This is a genomic window from Amycolatopsis sp. NPDC054798 (assembly GCF_053611505.1).
On sequence record NZ_JBSHAM010000060.1, the window covers coordinates 1 to 18,521 of the forward strand.

The 18,521-nt window shown below is 69.3% G+C and carries 20 protein-coding genes; 8 read left to right on the forward strand and 12 right to left on the reverse strand.

The genetic code is table 11. The features are described 5' to 3' along the window. Positions 1-124: 124 nt before the first annotated feature. The 6 genes from ACWGIC_RS30435 to ACWGIC_RS30460 all read right to left on the reverse strand — a co-directional run bounded on the left by ACWGIC_RS30435 (position 125) and on the right by ACWGIC_RS30460 (position 3,826). Entirely contained in the window at positions 125-619 is a 495-nt protein-coding gene (locus tag ACWGIC_RS30435) for a YbaB/EbfC family nucleoid-associated protein (protein WP_452079352.1), read from the reverse strand. Continuing rightward, positions 616-996 carry a YbaB/EbfC family DNA-binding protein gene (locus ACWGIC_RS30440; RefSeq protein WP_452079353.1) on the reverse strand — a complete coding sequence of 127 codons (381 nt, stop codon included), beginning with the start codon at positions 994-996 and terminating at the stop codon, positions 616-618. The genes ACWGIC_RS30435 and ACWGIC_RS30440 overlap by 4 nt, the downstream gene beginning before the upstream one ends. Continuing rightward, complete coding sequence (locus ACWGIC_RS30445) at positions 997-2,112, reverse strand: C40 family peptidase (protein WP_452079354.1); 1,116 nt, start codon at positions 2,110-2,112, stop codon at positions 997-999. It lies immediately after the preceding gene. After that, on the reverse strand, positions 2,109-2,423 hold the full coding sequence (locus tag ACWGIC_RS30450) for a hypothetical protein (RefSeq protein WP_452079355.1): 315 nt from the start codon (positions 2,421-2,423) through the stop codon (positions 2,109-2,111). The genes ACWGIC_RS30445 and ACWGIC_RS30450 overlap by 4 nt, the downstream gene beginning before the upstream one ends. Positions 2,424-2,501: 78 nt before the next feature. Then, positions 2,502-3,302, reverse strand: a complete 801-nt coding sequence (locus ACWGIC_RS30455; RefSeq protein ID WP_452079356.1) for a DsbA family protein — start codon at positions 3,300-3,302, stop codon at positions 2,502-2,504. A 5-nt stretch (positions 3,303-3,307) separates the two neighbouring features. Further along, positions 3,308-3,826: a MauE/DoxX family redox-associated membrane protein gene (locus ACWGIC_RS30460; RefSeq protein ID WP_452079394.1), complete on the reverse strand. Its 519-nt coding sequence runs from the start codon at positions 3,824-3,826 to the stop codon at positions 3,308-3,310. 98 nt (positions 3,827-3,924) lie between these two features. Between ACWGIC_RS30460 and ACWGIC_RS30465 the strand changes: the two genes are divergently transcribed. From ACWGIC_RS30465 to ACWGIC_RS30480, 4 genes are all read left to right on the forward strand, one after another. Then, complete coding sequence (locus ACWGIC_RS30465; RefSeq protein ID WP_452079357.1) at positions 3,925-4,755, forward strand: glutamate ABC transporter substrate-binding protein; 831 nt, start codon at positions 3,925-3,927, stop codon at positions 4,753-4,755. Continuing rightward, complete coding sequence (gene hrpB, locus ACWGIC_RS30470; protein WP_452079358.1) at positions 4,752-7,172, forward strand: ATP-dependent helicase HrpB; 2,421 nt, start codon at positions 4,752-4,754, stop codon at positions 7,170-7,172. The genes ACWGIC_RS30465 and hrpB overlap by 4 nt, the downstream gene beginning before the upstream one ends. A gap of 77 nt (positions 7,173-7,249) precedes the next feature. Beyond that, positions 7,250-8,164 (forward strand): ATP-binding cassette domain-containing protein, encoded by a 915-nt coding sequence (locus ACWGIC_RS30475; protein ID WP_452079359.1) that lies wholly within the window; start codon positions 7,250-7,252, stop codon positions 8,162-8,164. Then, the gene (locus ACWGIC_RS30480; protein ID WP_452079360.1) at positions 8,161-8,919 is read left to right on the forward strand and encodes an ABC transporter permease; all 759 of its coding nucleotides are present in this window, start codon (positions 8,161-8,163) and stop codon (positions 8,917-8,919) included. Before ACWGIC_RS30475 ends, ACWGIC_RS30480 begins: the two co-directional genes overlap by 4 nt. Before the next feature lie 71 nt (positions 8,920-8,990). On the opposite strand, the gene ACWGIC_RS30485 is transcribed toward ACWGIC_RS30480, so the two are convergent. Beyond that, the gene (locus ACWGIC_RS30485; protein ID WP_452079395.1) at positions 8,991-9,485 is read right to left on the reverse strand and encodes a TetR/AcrR family transcriptional regulator; all 495 of its coding nucleotides are present in this window, start codon (positions 9,483-9,485) and stop codon (positions 8,991-8,993) included. A 108-nt stretch (positions 9,486-9,593) separates the two neighbouring features. Between ACWGIC_RS30485 and ACWGIC_RS30490 the strand changes: the two genes are divergently transcribed. Continuing rightward, positions 9,594-10,733, forward strand: a complete 1,140-nt coding sequence (locus ACWGIC_RS30490; protein WP_452079361.1) for an FAD-dependent monooxygenase — start codon at positions 9,594-9,596, stop codon at positions 10,731-10,733. Here the strand turns inward: ACWGIC_RS30490 and ACWGIC_RS30495 are convergent. Further along, positions 10,705-11,352, reverse strand: coding sequence for a response regulator (locus ACWGIC_RS30495; protein WP_452079362.1), 648 nt, complete (start codon positions 11,350-11,352; stop codon positions 10,705-10,707). The genes ACWGIC_RS30490 and ACWGIC_RS30495 overlap by 29 nt on opposite strands. Then, entirely contained in the window at positions 11,349-12,896 is a 1,548-nt protein-coding gene (locus ACWGIC_RS30500) for a sensor histidine kinase (RefSeq protein ID WP_452079363.1), read from the reverse strand. The genes ACWGIC_RS30495 and ACWGIC_RS30500 overlap by 4 nt, the downstream gene beginning before the upstream one ends. An 81-nt stretch (positions 12,897-12,977) precedes the next feature. Here ACWGIC_RS30500 and ACWGIC_RS30505 point away from each other — a divergent pair, with 81 nt between their 5' ends. Together ACWGIC_RS30505 and ACWGIC_RS30510 are read left to right on the forward strand one after the other, a co-directional pair. Beyond that, positions 12,978-13,187 carry a hypothetical protein gene (locus tag ACWGIC_RS30505; RefSeq protein ID WP_452079364.1) on the forward strand — a complete coding sequence of 70 codons (210 nt, stop codon included), beginning with the start codon at positions 12,978-12,980 and terminating at the stop codon, positions 13,185-13,187. Beyond that, a complete protein-coding gene (locus ACWGIC_RS30510) occupies positions 13,184-13,912 on the forward strand; it encodes a hypothetical protein (protein WP_452079365.1) in 729 nt (242 codons plus the stop codon). Before ACWGIC_RS30505 ends, ACWGIC_RS30510 begins: the two co-directional genes overlap by 4 nt. On the opposite strand, the gene ACWGIC_RS30515 is transcribed toward ACWGIC_RS30510, so the two are convergent. The 3 genes from ACWGIC_RS30515 to ACWGIC_RS30525 all read right to left on the reverse strand — a co-directional run bounded on the left by ACWGIC_RS30515 (position 13,909) and on the right by ACWGIC_RS30525 (position 16,709). Further along, positions 13,909-14,130 (reverse strand): hypothetical protein, encoded by a 222-nt coding sequence (locus ACWGIC_RS30515; protein WP_182895320.1) that lies wholly within the window; start codon positions 14,128-14,130, stop codon positions 13,909-13,911. The genes ACWGIC_RS30510 and ACWGIC_RS30515 overlap by 4 nt on opposite strands. Before the next feature lie 11 nt (positions 14,131-14,141). Next, on the reverse strand, positions 14,142-15,272 hold the full coding sequence (locus ACWGIC_RS30520) for an anion permease (protein WP_452079366.1): 1,131 nt from the start codon (positions 15,270-15,272) through the stop codon (positions 14,142-14,144). Between the two features lie 240 nt (positions 15,273-15,512). Beyond that, positions 15,513-16,709, reverse strand: a complete 1,197-nt coding sequence (locus ACWGIC_RS30525; RefSeq protein ID WP_452079367.1) for an FAD-dependent oxidoreductase — start codon at positions 16,707-16,709, stop codon at positions 15,513-15,515. A gap of 302 nt (positions 16,710-17,011) precedes the next feature. Here ACWGIC_RS30525 and ACWGIC_RS30530 point away from each other — a divergent pair, with 302 nt between their 5' ends. Next, positions 17,012-18,436 (forward strand): acyltransferase, encoded by a 1,425-nt coding sequence (locus ACWGIC_RS30530; RefSeq protein ID WP_452079368.1) that lies wholly within the window; start codon positions 17,012-17,014, stop codon positions 18,434-18,436. Positions 18,437-18,521: the final 85 nt, after the last annotated feature.

Sequence of the window (18,521 nt, forward strand, 5' to 3'; positions counted from 1 at the left end):
CTTGTCAAGGTATCTTTCCCGCCTTGACAAGCACCCGCCGTCCGTCGTCACAATCAGCTTCGGGGTGCCCCCAACTCACCGAGGCGCAATGTCGCCGCCAGGCGACGAGCCGCCGGCTGCACCCTCACCGATCCGACCGCAACGAAGCCGGATCAAAATCCTCCCACCCCTCATCCTCCACAGCAGACACACCCGAAGCAGGAGCAGAAAACCGCCTCTCCCCCACCCTCTCCGCCCGCAACCGCTGAAACTCCTCCACCGTCATCCCCGGATCATCCCCCGCCACCCGAGCCGGAGCCGCCCGCCCCGACAACGCCTCAACCAGCAACCCCGCCTCCTCCCCCAGCAACAACCCGACCCGGTTGTAACAATCCTGCTCAGCCTCAGCCATAGCAACCCGCACAACCTCAAGCACCAGCGCCGAAACCCGCGAAGGATCACCGTCCACAACAGACGGTGCCAGCCACAACCGCTTCAACGCCCCCAACGCGTCCACAGTCACTTGAACCGACCCATCCAACGCATGAGCCGACCCCCGCGCCTCCGTCATCACCGAAGCGACCTGCGCCAACGCCGCCTCCCGATCGCGCGCCAGCTCAATAAGCTCCCGGGTCTTCACAACACCACCGGCTCTTCGTCGTAAAAATCCGGATCATCCTCAGCCAACGCCGCATACCCCAACGCCGACACAGCCTCCGCCCCCAGCACCGGCGCCAAAACCTGATGCATCCGATCCCCAGCCCGCCGCTCAGCCCGCCGCGACAACTCCAGGATCTGCGAAGCCACCGCCTCCGACCCGCTCCGCAACGCAGCCCGCGTCAACGTCAACCCAGTCAACAAACCACCAGGCGCGACCTCGACCGAAACCCCACCGGCAGCAGCCTTCCCCACCACCGGCCCGGCCCGCTCGAACCGAGCCGCAGCCGCCTCCCCGGTCCGGGAAGCCTCCTCCATCACCCGCGCCACCGCGCGATCCATGTTGAATTCAGCCACCACTCACCCCGTCGGCCGGTAAAACCCAATGAACTGCTGCCCGGCGTTCGTCGTGCGGATCTTGCTGATCTGCACCGGATCCCCGGCCTCGACCATCTGCCCGTCGCCGATCACCATCGCGACGTGCCCGGACCACACCACCAAATCCCCCGGCAGCAACTGATCAATCGACGGCACCTCAGCCCCGACCGTCTGCTGCTTCGCGGTCCGCGGCAACTGCAACCCAGCGTCCTGATAGGACGTCATCGTCAACCCGCTGCAGTCGAGCCCCTGCCCGCGCGCGGTCCCGCCCCACACATACGGAACACCCAACTGAGACAACGCCGCCCGGACCGCTTTAGCCGCGGTCTCATTAGGCGCCATCACGGTTTTCCCGCCCGGCAGGTTGATCCCGACGCCACTGCCCGGCTGCGGCGGAACGGCCACCGGCAACCGCGGTTTCCCGGCGTACCCACCGCCGCCTCCACCGCCGCTGTCGCCACCGCCCCCGCCACCACCGTGGCTGACGTGCGAGCCGTTGTTGTTGAACGCCTGCGGCACCGAGGTCGTCGCGCTGCTCGCGGAAGTCGATTCGGATCCGCCCAGCCGCTGTCCCAGTCCGGTCAGCTTGCCGAGCGTCTCCTCGGTGAACGTCGCCGCCTGTCCGGTCAGCTCGCCGATCTTCGTCTGCAGCTGCAACAGGATCTGCCGGGCCGCGGCCGCCCGGCTCTCCGGCGGCTGGATCCCGTTGACCGCCGCCAGTGCCTTCATCGAAGACGCGATTTCCCGCAGAATCTGGTCCCGGACCTGATCGTTGCGGATCTCGCCGACGTGCAGCGTCTCCGCCGCCTCGGCGACCGCCCGCTCGATTTCCGCGCTCTCGTCGAGAAGGTCCTGGACTTCTTTCTCCAGATCCTTCGACGTCGCGACCGCACGCTCCGAGGTCGCCCCGGAACTGGCCTGCGCCAGGTTCACCCGCTGGCTGCCCGCGTGCTGATTGGCCTGGCCGACGGACGTCTGCAGCGCGGCATGCCCGTCGCGCGCGCCATGGATCGCCGACGGGTCGTGCTTCAGCTTGGCCGCGAACTGATTAGTGGTGTCCAGTCCGTTGCGGACCAGGTGGTCAACCGGAGCGTTCACGAAAGCCTGCGCAAAGCGTCGCCGTGTTCCTGCTCCACCGCGGCGTAATTGCCTTGGGTGCGCCGAGCGGCCTCGCCGACGTCATGCCAGCCGCCGCCGAGCGCGTGCATCCGTTCCTGCAACGCCCGCATCCGCGCGCCGTACGCGCCGGCGAACCCGGATTCGTCGCCGATCGCCGAGAACCCGTCGCCGGACAGCGTCACGTGCGGACCAAGATGCGCTTTCGCCGCGGCGCGCACCTCGTCGCCGAGTGGGTCGACCTGCTTCGCGTAGTTCTCGTACGCGCCGTCGTCGACATGAAAACCGGACACAACCCGCCCCTCCCCTGAACCCTGCGGCCCAGGTTAGCGGACGGGTTGTGCCCGGACAGGCGAATTGACCGGATCAGGTCAGCCGTTGAGAATCTTCGTCAGCCAGTCCCCGGAAGCCCGGACAGCCTTGCCGTCGACCGCGATCGTCGGCGTGCCGAAACCGACCTGGCCGTTGCCGAAGTCCTGCTGCAGTTTCGGGTCGTTCTGGATCTGCTGGAAGTCCGCCTGCAGCTGCTGGTCGTAGGTGCCGGCGTTGACCGTCTGCGCGAACTTCGCGTCGGTGATCCCGAGGTCCTGGCCGAGCTTGATCAGCTGGGCCTTGTCGTACCCGCGACCGCCTTCCGGCGGCTGGTTCTTGAACAGCGCGTCGTGGAACGCGGTGAACTTCTGCTGGTCGGCGGCGGCGAGCGCGGCGTTCGCCGAGTCGAGCGAGTAGCCCGGCGGGTCCGAGTTCTTGTTGAGCAGGATCACCATGTGGTAGCGCACGGTGAGCTGGCCGTCGTTGATCGCCTTCTCCATCCGCGGCCCGAAGTCCTGCTGCAGTTTGGCGCAGTACGGGCACAGGAAGTCGGCGTACAGGTCGATCGTCTTCGGCGCGCCCGGTTTGCCGACCGACACCGCGGTCCCCTCGCGCTTCTCGACCACGCCCTGCCCGAGCGACGGCGTCGCGCCCGGCTGGATCGCGCTGTCCTGTGTGGCGTTCTTGCTCGAGTTGATCCAGAGCACGCCGCCGATCACGAGCGCGGCGACCACCACGACGGCGACCACCACCGCGATGATCTTGTTCCGGTCGCTCCCCGAGCCCCGCGCCTGGGCGACCGACCTCGCGGCCGCCGCCTGCTGCCGGCTTTTCCGCGCGTTGCGCGCAGCTCCACCCACTGTTCCTAATTCCCTTCCGCGATGCTCTTGGGGTAGTCGTCCGGGGCCTCGGCCGGGTTCCCGGCGTTCCCGGAATCCCTGCCCTTGCCCCAGCCGAGCCAGCCGTCGACCGAGAACCACGTGCGCGGCCGGACGAGCAGCCACACCGCGAGCAGGGCGAAGCCGGTGTCCCGCAGGATCTCCTGCGGGTACTCGGTCTGCCCGGCATTCACGCGCCCGCCGCCGCCGAAGCAGCCGCAGTCGATGCTCAGCCCGCGCGCCCACGACTGCGCGATGCCCGCGACGAGCACGGCCAGCAGCAGCAGCGAGGCTCCCGCGATCCAGCGCGTGGCCAGCCCGGCGAGCAGCAGCAGCCCGAGCACCAGCTCCAGCAGCGGCAGCCCGGTGGCGACCGGGCGCACCAGCGCGTGCGGGAGCACGTCGTAGGCCTGCACGGCGATGTACGTCTGCCCCGGGTCGGCGATCTTCAGGCCGCCGGATACGAGCCATACGGCAGCCAGCCCGAGCCGGGCGAGCGTGCCGATGGTGTCGAGTACAGGTTGGGGCAGTCGGCGCACGCGCTTAGGCTAGCCGTCTGACCTGAGAACTATGTGAGCAGCCAACCGGCGAAGCGGAGGCACCGATGCGGTTACGCGCTGTGCTCGCCACCGCGTTTCTGCTGGTCAGCTGCATCTCTTGCGGATCGTCGACGGTATCGAAGGACGATCCGCTTCCCACCCGGGCGCGTGACGGCAACCACCTGACCATCGGAATCCGGTTCGACGCGCCGGGTCTTTCGCAGCGGACCGTCGACGGCAGGCTCGCCGGTTTCGACGTCGATGTCGCTACTTTCGTCGCACGCGAGCTGGGTGTCGAACCCGACCGCATCACCTGGCACGAGACCACCCCGGCCCGCCGCGAAACCGACCTCACCTCGGGCGCGGTCGACCTGGTCGTGGCCACCTATTCGATCACCGACAAGCGCAAACAGCGGGTGAGTTTCGCCGGCCCGTACTTCAGCACCGGCCAGGACCTGCTGGTACGGCTCACCTCGCCGGACATCACCGGCCCGGAAAGCCTCAACGGCAAGCGGCTCTGCTCGGTCACCGGCTCGACGTCCGCGCAGATGGTGAGGGACAAGTTCGCGCAGATGGTGAAGCTGGTCGAGTATCCGCGCTATCCGGACTGCGTCACCGCGCTGCTGGCCAACCAGGTCGACGCGATGACCACGGACGCGGTGATCCTCGCCGGGTACGCCGCGCAGAACCCGGAGCTGCTGAAGGTGGTCGGCCGCCCGTTCTCCACTGAGCGGTACGGCATCGGCCTGCGCAAGGGCGACACCGAGGGCCAGCACGCGGTGGACGACGCCATCCGGAAGATGGTGTCGACCGGGGCCTGGCGGAAGTCGCTGGAGACGAACATCGGGCCGTCGAACTATCCGTTGCCGAATCCACCGGAGATCACCGAGCAGTGACCGACCTCGCCTCGCTGCCGGACCTGCCTGTCCGCGCGGTGCTGCCGTCCGTGCTGAGCGCGCTCGACGACCACGGCGCCGCGGTGCTGGTCGCCCCGCCCGGCACCGGCAAGACCACGCTCGTGCCGCTCGCGCTGAACCGCGGCGAAGGACGCGTCGTGGTCGCCGAACCGCGTCGGCTGGCTGCTCGGGCCGCGGCCGGGCGGATGGCCGCATTGCTGGGCGAACCGGTCGGCGAGACGGTTGGGTACGCCGTGCGCGGCGACCGGAAGGTGTCGTCGCGCACGCGGATCGAGGTGGTCACGTCGGGGCTGCTCGTGCGGCGGGTGCAGCACGATCCCGAGCTGGCCGGGGTGTCGACGGTGCTGCTGGACGAATGCCACGAACGCCATCTCGACGCCGATCTGCTGCTCGCGTTGCTCCTCGACGTCCGAGCTGGGTTGCGCGACGACCTCCGGCTGCTCGCGACCTCGGCGACGGTCGCGTCCGGACGGCTGGCCGAGCTGCTCGGCGACGCTCCGGTGATCACCGCACACGCCCGCACGTACCCGGTCGAGCTGAGTTATCGCGCTCCGGCACGTGGGGAACGTCCGGAAGCCTCGGTCGCTTCGGCAGTCCGGAAAGCACTGTCCGAAGGAGACGGTGATGTGCTCGCGTTTCTCCCTGGCGCGGGAGAAATCGCGCGTACGTCGGCGTTGCTGAGTTCGCTGGACGCCGATGTCCTGCCGCTGCACGGGCGGCTTTCCGCTGCCCGGCAAGACGAAGCGTTGCGACCTCGCGACCGGCGCCGGGTGGTTCTCGCGACCGCCGTCGCCGAGTCGAGCCTGACCGTGCCTGGTGTCCGCGCAGTGGTGGATTCGGGTCTCGCGCGTGTCCCCCGGGTCGATCACCGGCGCGGTCTCGCCGGGCTCGCCACGGTGCGGGTTTCGGCCGCAGTGGCGGAACAACGCGCCGGTCGAGCGGGCCGTGAAGCGCCGGGCCGCGCGTACCGCTGCTGGCCGGAGCACGAGCAAGCGACACTGCCCGCGTACCCGGAACCGGAAATCCGCACCGCGGAACTGGCGCGGTTCGCGTTGGAACTCGCCTGCTGGTCCACACCGGACGGAACCGGGCTCGCCTGGTGGGACCCACCCGGCGAAGGCGCGCTTGCTGCCGCGCGAAGCCTGCTCCGCACGCTCGGCGCGACGACGTCTGACGGCACTGTCACGCCGCGCGGGCAGAAGATGGCCGACCTCGGCTTGCATCCCAGGCTGGCGCGCGCGTTGCTGGACGGCGCTGAGGTCGTCGGAGCCCGCGCTGCCGCGGAAGTCGTTGCGCTGCTTGATTCCGGAGCGACGCTGACCGATGTCGAAGCCGAACTGCGACGGCTCCGTTCCGCGCACGACGACGCGGCCCGCCGATGGCAGCGGGACGCGAAACGGTTGGCGGCCTTGGTCAATTCGCCGTCGAAAACTTCCCCGGACGCCGCCTTAGTCGTCGCCCTCGCGCATCCGGAACGCTTGGCGCGGCGGCGCACTGGGTCAGCACCGGTGTATCTGATGGCCAGCGGCACCGCGGCCGAACTGCCCAGCGGCAGCGGACTGGGCGACGCCGAATGGCTGGCCGTCGCCGAAGCCACCCGCGACCCGGGCCGCGTGCACGGCACCATCCGGCTCGCCGCGACCGCCGACGAAGCGCTGGCGATTCAAGCCGCGCCAGCTTTGGTGTCCGAAGTGGACGAAGTGCATTGGGATGGCGATGTCGTCGCCCGGCACGTCCGCCGCCTGGGTGCGATTGTGTTGTCGGAGAAGCCTTTGCGCAACCCAGATCCACAGCTCGTCCACGACGCGGTGGTTGCCGGGCTCCGCGCTGAAGGTCTTGGCTTGCTGCGCTGGAGCCAAGACGGAACCCGGCTCCGCGAACGTCTGGCCTTCCTGCACCGCGTGCTGGGCGAACCGTGGCCGTCAGTGTCCGACGAATCTCTTCTGTCCGATGTAGACACTTGGCTGGATCTCTCGCGAGTCCGCCGCCGGGCCGATCTGGCGAACGTCGACGCCGGAACCGCCTTGCGCGGCCTGCTCCCCTGGCCCGAGGCGGCGAGGCTCGACGAACTCGCCCCGGACCGGCTCGAAGTCCCGTCCGGTTCGCACTACCGCGTGGACTACCGAGGCGACCAGCCAGTGCTCGCGGTGAAGCTGCAGGAAACGTTCGGCTGGACCAAGACACCATCGCTCGCCGACGGCCGAGTGCCGGTGGTGCTGCACCTGCTGTCGCCCGCCGGCCGTCCGGCCGCGGTCACCGCCGATCTCGAATCCTTCTGGCGCACCGGGTATGCCGCGGTGCGCGCCGACCTCCGCGGCCGCTACCCGAAGCACCCGTGGCCGGAGGACCCCGCCACCGCCAAGCCGACCAGGCACACCGCCCGCAGGTCACGCTGACCCCTGCCTAAAGTCGGGGTTGGTCCGGGACGGTCGGCCGATGCCCGCGCACCCCGCCCGGGCGCAGACTTCGCCCTATGATCACGTTTCGCGGATTGACGAAGCGCTACGGCCAGAAAACGGTGGTCGACGGCCTCACCTCGGTCATCGAGACAGGCACGGTGACCGGGTTCCTCGGCCCGAACGGCGCGGGCAAGTCCACCACCATGCGGATGACCGTCGGCCTCGACCGCCCGGACGCCGGCGATGCCCTGATCCGCGGCAAACCGTATGCGGAACTGCGGTTTCCGCTGCGGGAGGTCGGGGCGTTGCTGGACGCGAAGGCCGTACATCCCGGACGCACCGCGGGCAAACACCTGCTCGCGATGGCGCGCAGCAACGGAATCGCCTCGAGCCGCGTCGAGGAAGTACTCGCGACGGTCGGGTTGAGCGACGTCGCGGGCAAGCGCACCGGAACGTTCTCGCTCGGCATGAGCCAGCGGCTCGGCATCGCCGGCGCGCTGCTCGGCGACCCCGGTGTGCTGATGTTCGACGAGCCAGTCAACGGCCTCGACCCGGACGGCGTCCGCTGGGTGCGCCAGCTGATGCGTTCACTCGCCGCCGAAGGGCGCACGGTGTTCGTGTCCAGCCATCTGATGAGCGAGATGCAGCTGACCGCGGACCGGTTGCTGGTCATCGGCAAGGGCTCGATCCTCGCCGACTCGGCGATCAGCGACTTCATCGCGGGCAATTCGAGCCGTTCGGTCGCGGTGCGCGTGCCGGATCCGGCCGAGCAGGCGAAACTCGCGGATCGGCTTCGGGGGAACGGCTGGTCGGTGCTGCCCGGGGAGGGCAGCGAATTGATCGTCGCCGACGCGACCGTGGCCGAGGTCGGGGATCTGGCTCACGAACTGGGTGTTCGGCTGCACGGGCTCGCGGAACGGACCGCTTCGCTTGAGCAGGCGTACATGGAACTGACTGCCGGATCGGTGGAATACGGGGTTACGGCATGACCAAGCTGGCTATTTCCGCGGAGTGGACCAAATTCTGGTCGGTGCGGGCGACGTGGTTGTCGTTGATCGGCGGAGTGCTGCTGATGGCGTTCTACTCCGTTGTCACCGGGATCTCCCAGCACGTCGGCGACGATCGGCAGCAGTCCGCGCACGGCATTGTCAACTCCGGGGCGATCTATCTGGTCGAGTTCTGCGTGCTCGCAGTCGCGACGCTGTTCGTGACCAGCGAGTACACCAGCGGATCGATTCGTTCGACGCTGCAATGGGTTCCGGTGCGGGCCCGGGTCACCGCGGCCAAGGCAGCGGTGCTGGTGCCGGTGCTGTTCGTTTACGGCGTGGTGGTCGCGGCGGTGGGCATGGGTGTCGCCGCGGTGCTGATGCGTGGGGCTGGGGGTTCCACGTCGCTGTCACAGGGGGCGATCACCGCACTGGGCATGGGAGCGTACTTCGCGTTGCTCGGCGTGCTGTGCCTCGGCATTTCGTTCGTGCTGCGCAGTGCGGCGGGGACGTTGGTGGTCGTGATCGTGCTGCTGCTGCCGTTGCCGATGCTGATGTCGTCGTACGTGTTTCCGGAGGCGATGAATTACTTCCCGGCCTTCGCCGGAATGAACGCGATGGTGCCGCCGGGAGACCTGAACCCGCTGCTCAACACCCTGCCGCCGTACGGGCCGTGGGTGGGCGTGCTGGTCTGCCTCGCCTGGGCGATCGCCGGGATCGCCGCTGGCACCACCCTGCTGAACCGCCGCGACGCCTGATCCGGGGCAGTGGTCCGTGAAGGACTCCTTGAGGGAATTAGATTCCCTCAAGGAGTCCTTCACGGACTTTGTCAGGCACCGGGGAGGCCGAGTCCGGCGAGCACGGCACGGGCTCCGGCAACCAGTTCGGCTTCGGTCGGCGGGTTGACGGAGCCCGTGCCTGCCAGTGCGTCGAAGATCGATCCGTCGAGCCACCCGATCAGCACCCGGGTGTGGTCCTCCGGTCTCGGAGAACCGGCGGCGGCAAGCACTTCCGCGCACCGCCGGCGCAATTCCAGCCCGCCGGCGTCGTAGCGGGCCCGCAACTCCGGCCGTCGGGTCGATTCGAGCGCGAACTCGTAGCGCGCGAGCATTCGGGTGCGGCCGGCAGTGATCGACCGGTGCACCATCGAGCCCAGGAACTCCGCGAGTTTCCCTTCCGGCGGGACGACCTCGGCCTGATCGAGCGCGATCATCCGGTCCGCAGCCAGTTCCAGCAGCGCGGCGCGGGTGCGCGCGTAGTACGACGTCGAGCCGGCGGGCAGTCCGGCCGCTCGGTCGACGGCGCGGTGAGTCAGCCCGCGCATGCCCTCGGCCGCGATGACCTCGACGGCTGCGTCGCCAATCACAGCTATCCGTTCCACCCCCGGCACACTACAGGTGTAGAGTCCTCTACAGACGTAGAGGAGGTCGGCATGGCTTCGCGAAGCGCGGTCGTGGTCGGGGGCGGCATCGGCGGACTGGCGGCGGCGATCGGGTTGCGCCGGGTCGGGTGGGAGGTCACGGTGCTCGAACGGGCACCGGAGTTCACCGCGATCGGCGCGGGGATCTCGTTGTGGCCCAACGCCCAGCGGGCACTGGCCGAACTGGGTGTCGAACCGCGGATCTCGGCCCAGCGCGGCGGCGGACTGGTCGACTGGCGCGGGCGTCGGCTGGCCAGCTGGGACGCTGAGCTCTTCGTGCGCAGCCACGGGTTGCCGCTCGGCGCGATCCACCGGGCGAACCTGATCGAAACCCTGCGGTCAGCGCTGCCGGACGAATGCCTGAGGACCGGCGTCGAGGTGACGAGCGTCGAGCAAAACGGGGTGGTGCACCACGATTCCGGCTCGACCGAGGCTGACGTGATCGTAGCGGCCGACGGGATCAACAGCCCGATCCGGCAAGCGCTATTCCCTGGCGCGCGAACAACTTACAGCGGTGGCGCGGCGTTTCGCGGCATCGCCAAGTTGCCGCTGAAGCAGGCGTTGAGCACGACGTGGGCGGCGGGGATCGAAGTCGGCGTCCTGCCGCTGCTGGACGACGAGGTCTACTGGTGGGTCTCCGAAGCCCGCCCAGCCGGAATCCGGCACGACGACATCCGTGCGTACCTGAGCGCGAAGTACGGACGCTGGCACGACCCGATCCCGCAACTCATCGACGCCACACCGGAAATCCTGCTACACGACACGCACCACCTGGCGACACCGCTGCCCAGCTACATCCGTGGCCGCATCGCGCTCCTCGGGGACGCCGCGCACGCGATGCCGCCGTTCCTCGGGCAAGGCGGTTGCCAAGCGCTGGAGGACGCGGTGGTCCTGGCTGCACACCTCAGTACGTCCACAGTGGACGAAGCACTCCGTCGTTACGACGCCGAACGCCGCCCTCGCACGCAGAAGGTCGTGCGGGAGTCGATTCAGGCCGGGGCCGCCGGGCCACTCCTCCGCAACCCGGTGGCGGTTGCGCTCCGGGCGGCCGTCACCCGGCTGCTGCCCGCGGCGGTCACCACCCGGGTCGGGGCCAGCATCAGCCGCTGGCAGCCGCCGAAGCTCACACCAGCCCAGCCTCGAACGCCGTAATCGCCGCCTGCACCCGGTTCCGCACGTCCAACCGGGTCAGGATCGTGCTGACGTGCGCCTTCACCGTGCCCTCCACCACGAACATCCGCGCCGCGATGTCCGCATTGGACAGTCCTTCGGCCAGCAGCACCAGCACTTCCCGCTCCCGGTTCGTCAAGACGCCCACCCGTTCGCGGGCGGTCGCCGCCCGGCTGAACCGGCTGCCGGACAACCGCGTGATCACCCGGTGCGCGACCTTCGGCGACAGGAAGGCCGCGCCGTCGGCGACCGCGTGCACTCCGGCCAGCAGTTCGCGCGGATCGCCCGCCTTGAGCAGGAATCCGCTCGCGCCGAGACCGAGGGCGCGTTCGATGTACTCGTCCTCCCCGAACGTCGTCAGCATCAGGACGCCAGTGTCCGGCAGCAGCTTGCGGATTTCCTCGGCCGCGGCGAGTCCGTCGAGGCCGGGCATGCGGATGTCGAGCAGCGCGACGTCCGGCCGGTTCGCGCGCGCCAGTTCGACCGCCGCGCGGCCGTCCCCGGCTTCGGCCACCACTTCGATTTCCTTGTCCGAAGCCAGAATCGCGGCGACGCCGGCGCGGATCATCGCTTCGTCGTCGGCCAGCAGTACGCGGATCACGGTTCGTCCTCACTGTAAAGGTCTTTGCTCGCCACTCGGCCGTCCACAAAGCACAGCCGGTAGACGGCGTAGTTGAAGTTGAGCCAGCTCCGGCCGGCTCCGTAGTACTCGCAGACGCTTTGATAAGGCTGCGGCGGCACGTTGATCGACGGCAGCGTCGTGCGCTGGCGAGCGGGAAGCATCGATTCGACGGCCGAATGCGGCATGCCGAGCTGGATCCGCGCGTACGAATCCGGCGGCAGCTCCGACGACGACCACTGCACCAGGAACGTCACCCCGGCCCCGCCGACGACCACCCCGAACAGGCCCAGCGGCACCACGATCGCCTGCACCAGGCTCGACCGGACCGCGTGCCGGGCGCGTTCCAGCTCGCGCGCGGCCTGCCCGATCACCTCGTCGTCCTGCTCCGGCGCGGGCGCCGCGTCGTGCGGCAGGCTGGCCGCCACCTCGAATCCGCCGTCCGCCGGGCCCGCGGTCAGGCTCCCGCCGACCAGCCGCACTCGCTCGTGCAGGCCGATCAACCCGCGCTGCCCGGACCGTCCGGGCAGCGGCCCGGCGGGCGGCGGCGCGTTCCGCACCCGGACGTCGGTCGCCTCGGCGGTGCTGGTCACGACCACCGTGACGGCCGCGCCGGGCGCGTACTTCGCCGCGTTCGTGAGCCCCTCCTGCACCACGCGGTAGACCGCCCGAGCGACCATCGGAGGCGCGCCGTCCAGGTTGTCGATCCGCGCCCCGATCTCGATCCCCGACGCACGCGCGCGGTCGATCAACTCCCCCAGGTCGCCCTGCACCGGTTCGACCGGCGCGGCGTCCTCGCGCAGCACGCCGATGATCTCGCGCAGCCGTTCCGTCGCTGTGGCCGCACCGGCCCGGAGCTGTCCGGCGGCCTCGCGCTGTTCGTCGCCCAGCGCGCTGTCGACCTCCAAAGCCGCCGCCCGCACCGCGATCAGGCTCAGTTCGTGGCCGAGCGAATCGTGCATGTCGCTGGCGATCCGGGCCCGTTCCCGCAGCCGTGCTTCCTGCGCGACCAGCCGGTGCCTGCTCTCCATCTCCTCCGCGCGACGCCACCCGTCCTGCGCGAGTTCTCGCCGCAGCCGCACATGCCGCCCGAGCAGGCATGGCGCGACCCCGGCGAACGCGAGCGTGCCGAGGACCGCGCCCCACGCGTCGAATCCTGTGTTCGGCAGGAAGGCCAGCGGGATCCCGGCCACCGCGATGGCGAAAAAACAGATCATCGCCACGCGCGCCCTGGCGAGCCGCAGACCGGCCAGGTACGAGATCACGACGATCAGGAAGAACTCCCACACCGCGACCCGGCCGCCCCAGCCGAACGCGATGACGAGCGCCGTCGCCATGGCCACCGCCAGCGCGAACGCCGGGTAGACGCGGGCGGTGGCCATCGCGAGGGTGACCGACACCAGGCCGTAGACGAGTTCCCAGACGTTCGGGTCGAGCGGCCCGTCGAGCACGACGAACCCGCACAACGCGGCCCAGAGCAGCACGTCGAACGCCACGCGCCAGCGGAACCGCGTTGCCTCCTTCATTCCGGTGACGCTACAAGGGCCGCCCGATTCGTCACCACTGCCGAAAGTCAAGGGCGCGATCGTGCGGCATGATGGGTCACCATGGCTGAACGCACCCTGGCCGAACAGCTCGGCGCTCCACTGCCTGACGGCATCGAAAGCTTGTCTGAGCAGCATAAACAGGATCTGGCAGCGGCGTTGCGGGACGCCCGGCACCGGCAAGCACACGCGCTCGCCCGCGCGGGTGAGGAAAGCCTGAAGTACGTGCCCGCGCTGCTGCGCGGCGCGGTGCGGAAAGCGGTCGGCCTGTGAACCCGGAGATCCTCAAGCTCGCCCGGGTGCTCGACGTCGACCCCGCCCGGCTCGACTACCTCGCCGACGTCGACCAGGGCGAGGTGCGGCTGCTGCGCGAGCAGGTGACGACCACGCTGTTCGACGCGAACCTCGTCGTCCTGGAGCGGATGGCGCTGGCCAGCAGGCTGCTTCCGGCGGCGGTGACCGCGAAGATCGCCGAGAAGGTGTTCGGCCCGCTGTTGTGCGCGCGGATCGCCGGGCTGGTCGACGTGTCGCGCGGGGTGGACGTCGCGAAGCGGCTGTCGCCGAAGTTCCTCGCCTCGGTCGCCGCGGAGCTGGACCCGCGACGCGCGACCTCGATCATCACGCGGATTCCGGTGGCGACGGTCGTGGCCGTCGCCGAAGAACTGACCCGCCGCGAGGACTGGATCACGCTGGGCCGGTTCGTCGGCCACCTGCCGGACGACACGGTGCGCCGCTGCGTCGGCCTGCTGGGCGACGCCGGTCTCCTGCACACGGCGTACGTGCTGGACGACCGGAGCCGGATCGACCACGTGCTCAGCCTGCTCGGCGACGACCGGCTGCCCGCGCTGGTCCGCACGGCCGCCGCGGACGAGTCGCTGTGGGTGCCGACGCTGGACGTGCTGGCCCACCTGAACGAAGCTCGCCGGGCAACGGTGCGACCGCTGCTCGACGAGCTTCCGGAAGAACTGCGAGCCCGCGCGGAGGCGGCGCTCGCCTAGGCCACGATCAGATAGATCCCGTACCCGATCACCGCGGCACAGATCGCGAAACACACGACCGCACCGGTCAGCTGAACCGTGCCGCTGCCGCCGTGCGCCCGGGCTGTCACGCGTTCGGACAGGCCGCGCACCCCGTACGCGAACAGCCCGGTGAGCACGACCACCGCGGCCAGCGCCACCACGAAAACGATGCCGAGGGCACCCCAGTTGATCGCCATGTCGTGCTCCTTCAGACCGCGACCGGGGCGGCGTCGGCAGCCTCCGGCTCGTTGTTGACGGTGGCCGGCGTGACCGGATTGCGCCGCGACACGAGCCAGATGCCCAGCGCGAGCAGCACCCCGACCCCGCCGACGAGGACGGTGCCCCAGCTGCCGCGCGTGGAGACCGCGGCGGCGATGGCTCCGACGATCGCGGCGGCGGGCAGCGTGAGCGCCCAGGCGATCACCATCTTGCCCGCGACGCCCCAGCGGACCTCGGCGAGCTTGCGGCCGAGCCCGGAGCCGATGATGCCGCCCGAGGTGACGTGCGTGGTCGACAGCGCGAAGCCGAGGTGCGACGAGGCCAGGATGACCGCCGCGGAACTCGTCTCGGCGGCAAACCCTTGCGGCGTCTGGATTTCGGTGAGCTTCTTGCCCATCGTCTGGATGATCCGCCAGCCGCCGAAGTAGGTGCCGAGCGCGATCGCCGCGCCGGAGGCGAGGATGACCCAGACCGGCGGGTTCGACCCCGGCGCGAGCGAACCGCCCGCGATCAGCGCGAGCGTGATGACACCCATCGTCTTCTGCGCGTCGTTGGTGCCGTGCGCGAGCGAAACCAGGCTGGCCGAAAGCACCTGGCCGGTCTTGAACCCCTTGCCGACGACGTCCTGACGAGACTTGGCGGTGATCCGGTAGACGAGGAACGTGCCGACGATCGCGACGATTCCCGCCACCACCGGCGACGCGATGGCCGGGATCAGCACCTTTTCGACGACCTTGGCGAAGTGCACCGCGTCCGCGCCGGACGCGATCCAGGTCGCCCCGATCAGCCCGCCGAACAAAGCGTGCGACGAACTCGACGGCAGCCCGACCAGCCACGTGACGAGATTCCAGACGATCGCCCCGACCAATCCGGCGAAAATCACCACCGGCGTGACCTTGGCGTCGTCGACGATCCCGCCGGAAATGGTCTTCGCGACCTCGATCGAAAGAAACGCGCCGACGAGATTCAGCACCGCCGAGATCGCGACCGCGACCCGGGGTTTCAGCGCGCCGGTGGCGATGGAAGTGGCCATCGCGTTGGCCGTGTCGTGGAACCCGTTGGTGAAGTCGAAGGCCAGCGCCGCGACGATCACCACCAGGACGATGAGAGAAAAGTCCATGCCCGCTCTCCACTTCGGAGTGTCCTGCGGGAGTGACGGTACCGACGCCAGGGGTGTCCCCAGATCCCTCAGCGAGTGGCCAGTAGTTGAACTCTGAATGAACGCGATCTTGCCGCCGTCGCCGGTTTTCCGCCGTTCACCTGCTGGTCCGTATTCATCGTCGCGCGAGCGGTTCGGGATCGCGCGCAGGGTCGGGCGCGGGGGCAGGAACTCTGCCCCCGCGCACTTCCTTCACCTGTTTCAGAAAACGGGCACCGAAGACATTTCCGGCAATGGGTTCTGCCCGAGGTGCTGCGCCCCATTCGCCGCGGATTCGCGCACCGCGGCAAATCCGTACCGGCGCATTTCCGCCTCGTATTCCCCGATCGCGTCCGGTTTGCCGCTGCTCAGCGCGGCGGCGAGCGCGGCGCCGTCGCGCATCGCGGTGTTCGCCCCGGCTCCGGCGGCCGGGCTCATCGCGTGGATCGCGTCGCCGACCAGGCTCACCTGCGACGGCTCCCACGGCCCGATGGGCACGCTGGTCCGGATCGAGAGGAGGAATACCGTTTCCGGGACCCAGCTTTCGACGATCCGGCGCACTTTCGGATGCCAGTCGGCGACCCGGTCGAGCACGAGCTTGTGCATCTCGTCCCCGGACAGCGCGCGGAGTTCGTCGTCGGTCCGCCCGAAAATTTCCTGGCGCGCACCGAAAGCGCAGGTCATGTACGGCTCGTCGGGGCTGAGCCGGACGCCGGGCGCGAGCCGCGCGCAGGCGTCGGGGATCGGCTCCGGATAGTCGACCGGCGCGACTCCGATCATCTGTTTCGCCGGTCCGGAAATAATGTTGAACACCGAGAACATGGCCGGGTCGAACAACTCCCGGTTCGCCGCGGTGAGCGGGATCTTCCCGTACAGCTGGCGCAATCCGGTGTCGACGACCGGCGCGTGCGGAAGATACTGGCGGCGCACCGGCGAATTCACGCCGTCCGCGCCGACAAGCACCGCGCCGCGTGCCTGCGTCCCGTCAGCGAAGTGCGCGATCACGCCGCCGTCGCGCTTTTCGTACCGGACGAACTCTTTGCCGAAGTGGACGTTCTCGAGGCCCTCGAACAGAATCTCCCGGAGCGTGAACCGGTTGACATTGCGCTGGACCTCGCCCTGGTCCAGCACGAACTCGGTGACCGGTGTCAGCTGGCTGTCGTAAATCGTGGTGGCGTTGCGCGGCCGGCCCGAGGTGGCCAGGAACAGCTCGTGCAGATGCGGCGGCAGAACGTCCCGCAACGCCTGGTCGCCGCTGGAATCGATGTGCAGCCGGTAGCCTTGCCTGCGCGCGTCCAGCGCGGGATCGCGTTCGTAGACCGCATACGGGATCCCGGCTTTGCGCAGCCCCTGGGCGAGGCACAACCCGCCGAGTCCCGCTCCGATCACGAGCACAGTGTGGTCAGTATTGTCCGCCATCAGCGAAGTCCCTTCCGTACCAACGTTCTGGTTCGAGAGGGACGCACTGGGCTGGCCCGCTTGCGCTGGGCACTCGGAAACAGAGCGAATAGGTCGTCCAGCCTAACCCATACCGGACAATGGTCTTTCGCGCGTCCTGTTCCCTTTCACGGTAGCGCAGCCGCCGACTCCGTCGCCACCTTTTTGCCGGCGGTAGGGCGGCCCCCACCCCGAATCCGGTGGCAGAGCCCAGTGCCCGTCCGCCGTTTCGCGGCGAGCATGGATTCCCGCAGACAACAGCCACCCGCGAGGAGACGATCGGCATGCCGCTCCACTCCGGATCCCGCCCGCTGGTCTGGGCCAGTGCCGCAGCGCTGGTCTCCGGCGTTCTCTTCCACTTCGGGCTGGGGCTCGAGCCGATCGCGCCGCTGGCGTGGCTCGCACCGCTGCCGGTCCTGCTGATCGCACCGCGAGTCAACGCCTGGGTGGCCGCCGCGACGGCATTCCTCGCCTGCTTCGGCGGCAGCGCCGGAAGCTGGTCCTACTTCCTGCACTCCCAAGCGATCCCGCTGCCCGGGGCGCTTTCGATCCTGCTCGGCACCCCGCTGCTGTTCGCCGCGACAGTCGCGCTGTTCCGCCGGCTGGCCCGAGCCGCCCGTCCTGTCCTCGCCGCCTTCGCGCCGCCCGCGCTGTGGACATCCGTCCTGTACGGATTCAGTCTCGCCAGCCCGACCGGAGTTCTGGGCACTTTCATGACCAGCCAAGCCGACCACCCCGCGGTGCTGCACCTGGTCACGGTGACCGGCGGCTGGGGTGTCGAGTACCTCGTCCTCCTTGCCCCTGCTTCGCTCGCCGCGGCGCTCGCACCAGGCACCGCGAAAATCACCCGCGCCGCGATCACCCTGACCGTCGCCGTACTGGTCGGCGGCGCTCTCGTCTGGGGCGCAACGTCTCCTCTGCCCACCGGCGACCGAGTCCGCGTCGCCGTAGTCGCCCGCAGTACGCCGAACTGGGCTCCAAACCCGGCCACTCCCCCTGGCCGCCAGGTCCTGCAGTCCTATGTGGACGCTCTGTCCGGCCTGCCCGCCGGCACCCGCATCGCGGTGCTCCCCGAAGCCGCGTTCGGTGCCACCCGGGCGCGCCTGGCGAACATCACTGATCCGCTCGCGGCCATCGCTCGCACGAAGAATCTGCACATCGTCACCGGTGCGATCATCGACGGTGCGAACACCGCGCTCGACGTGCCACCGGCTGGGCCGATAGTCGAATACCGCAAGTGGCGCACCGGTTCCGCGCCGGCTACCCCGGCCCCTGCCCTCGCGCACCTCACCGGGCACCGCATCGGTCTCGAAGTCTGCATGGACGTCAACGGCCAGTCGCCGACCCGCGACTACGGGCAGGCCGGAACCGGCTTGGTCCTCGTCCCGGCCTCCGACGAAGACGTCGATGGCTGGCAACACAGCCGCACCGCACTCCTCCGCGGTGCCGAAAACGGTGTCTCAGTCGCCTGGAGCGCCGCCCGCGGAGCCCCGATGCTGAGCGACGCCAGCGGTCACGTGCTCGCCGAAACCCGCACCGGCTCCGCACCGGTGGCCGTCGCGATCGCCGACGTTCCGCTCGGATCGGGCGACACGCCCTACCGCCGCTTTGGCGACTGGTTTGCCTGGCTGTGCGGCCTCACAGCGCTAGTCAGCCTCACCCGGTTGCGCTCCGGTGACCAGGAAACCAGGCAAGCGACAGCGCCGTGATGCAGGAGCCGAGCACGACCGTGCTCGGCGGGTTCGATCAAGGACAGGACCTGGTGCTCCTCGACCGTCGCTGTCGAGATGTCGG

Excerpts from the sequence above, each read along its gene's own strand:
- ACWGIC_RS30485 (WP_452079395.1), bottom strand. The coding sequence starts at position 9,485 with ATGCGCGGGCTGACTCACCGCGCCGTCGACCGAGCGGCCGGACTGCCC.
- ACWGIC_RS30520 (WP_452079366.1), bottom strand. The coding sequence starts at position 15,272 with ATGGACTTTTCTCTCATCGTCCTGGTGGTGATCGTCGCGGCGCTGGCC.
- ACWGIC_RS30525 (WP_452079367.1), bottom strand. The coding sequence starts at position 16,709 with ATGGCGGACAATACTGACCACACTGTGCTCGTGATCGGAGCGGGACTC.
- ACWGIC_RS30465 (WP_452079357.1), top strand. The coding sequence starts at position 3,925 with ATGCGGTTACGCGCTGTGCTCGCCACCGCGTTTCTGCTGGTCAGCTGC.
- ACWGIC_RS30515 (WP_182895320.1), bottom strand. The coding sequence starts at position 14,130 with ATGGCGATCAACTGGGGTGCCCTCGGCATCGTTTTCGTGGTGGCGCTG.
- ACWGIC_RS30475 (WP_452079359.1), top strand. The coding sequence starts at position 7,250 with ATGATCACGTTTCGCGGATTGACGAAGCGCTACGGCCAGAAAACGGTG.
- ACWGIC_RS30480 (WP_452079360.1), top strand. The coding sequence starts at position 8,161 with ATGACCAAGCTGGCTATTTCCGCGGAGTGGACCAAATTCTGGTCGGTG.
- ACWGIC_RS30500 (WP_452079363.1), bottom strand. The coding sequence starts at position 12,896 with ATGAAGGAGGCAACGCGGTTCCGCTGGCGCGTGGCGTTCGACGTGCTG.
- ACWGIC_RS30505 (WP_452079364.1), top strand. The coding sequence starts at position 12,978 with ATGGCTGAACGCACCCTGGCCGAACAGCTCGGCGCTCCACTGCCTGAC.
- ACWGIC_RS30530 (WP_452079368.1), top strand. The coding sequence starts at position 17,012 with ATGCCGCTCCACTCCGGATCCCGCCCGCTGGTCTGGGCCAGTGCCGCA.
- ACWGIC_RS30490 (WP_452079361.1), top strand. The coding sequence starts at position 9,594 with ATGGCTTCGCGAAGCGCGGTCGTGGTCGGGGGCGGCATCGGCGGACTG.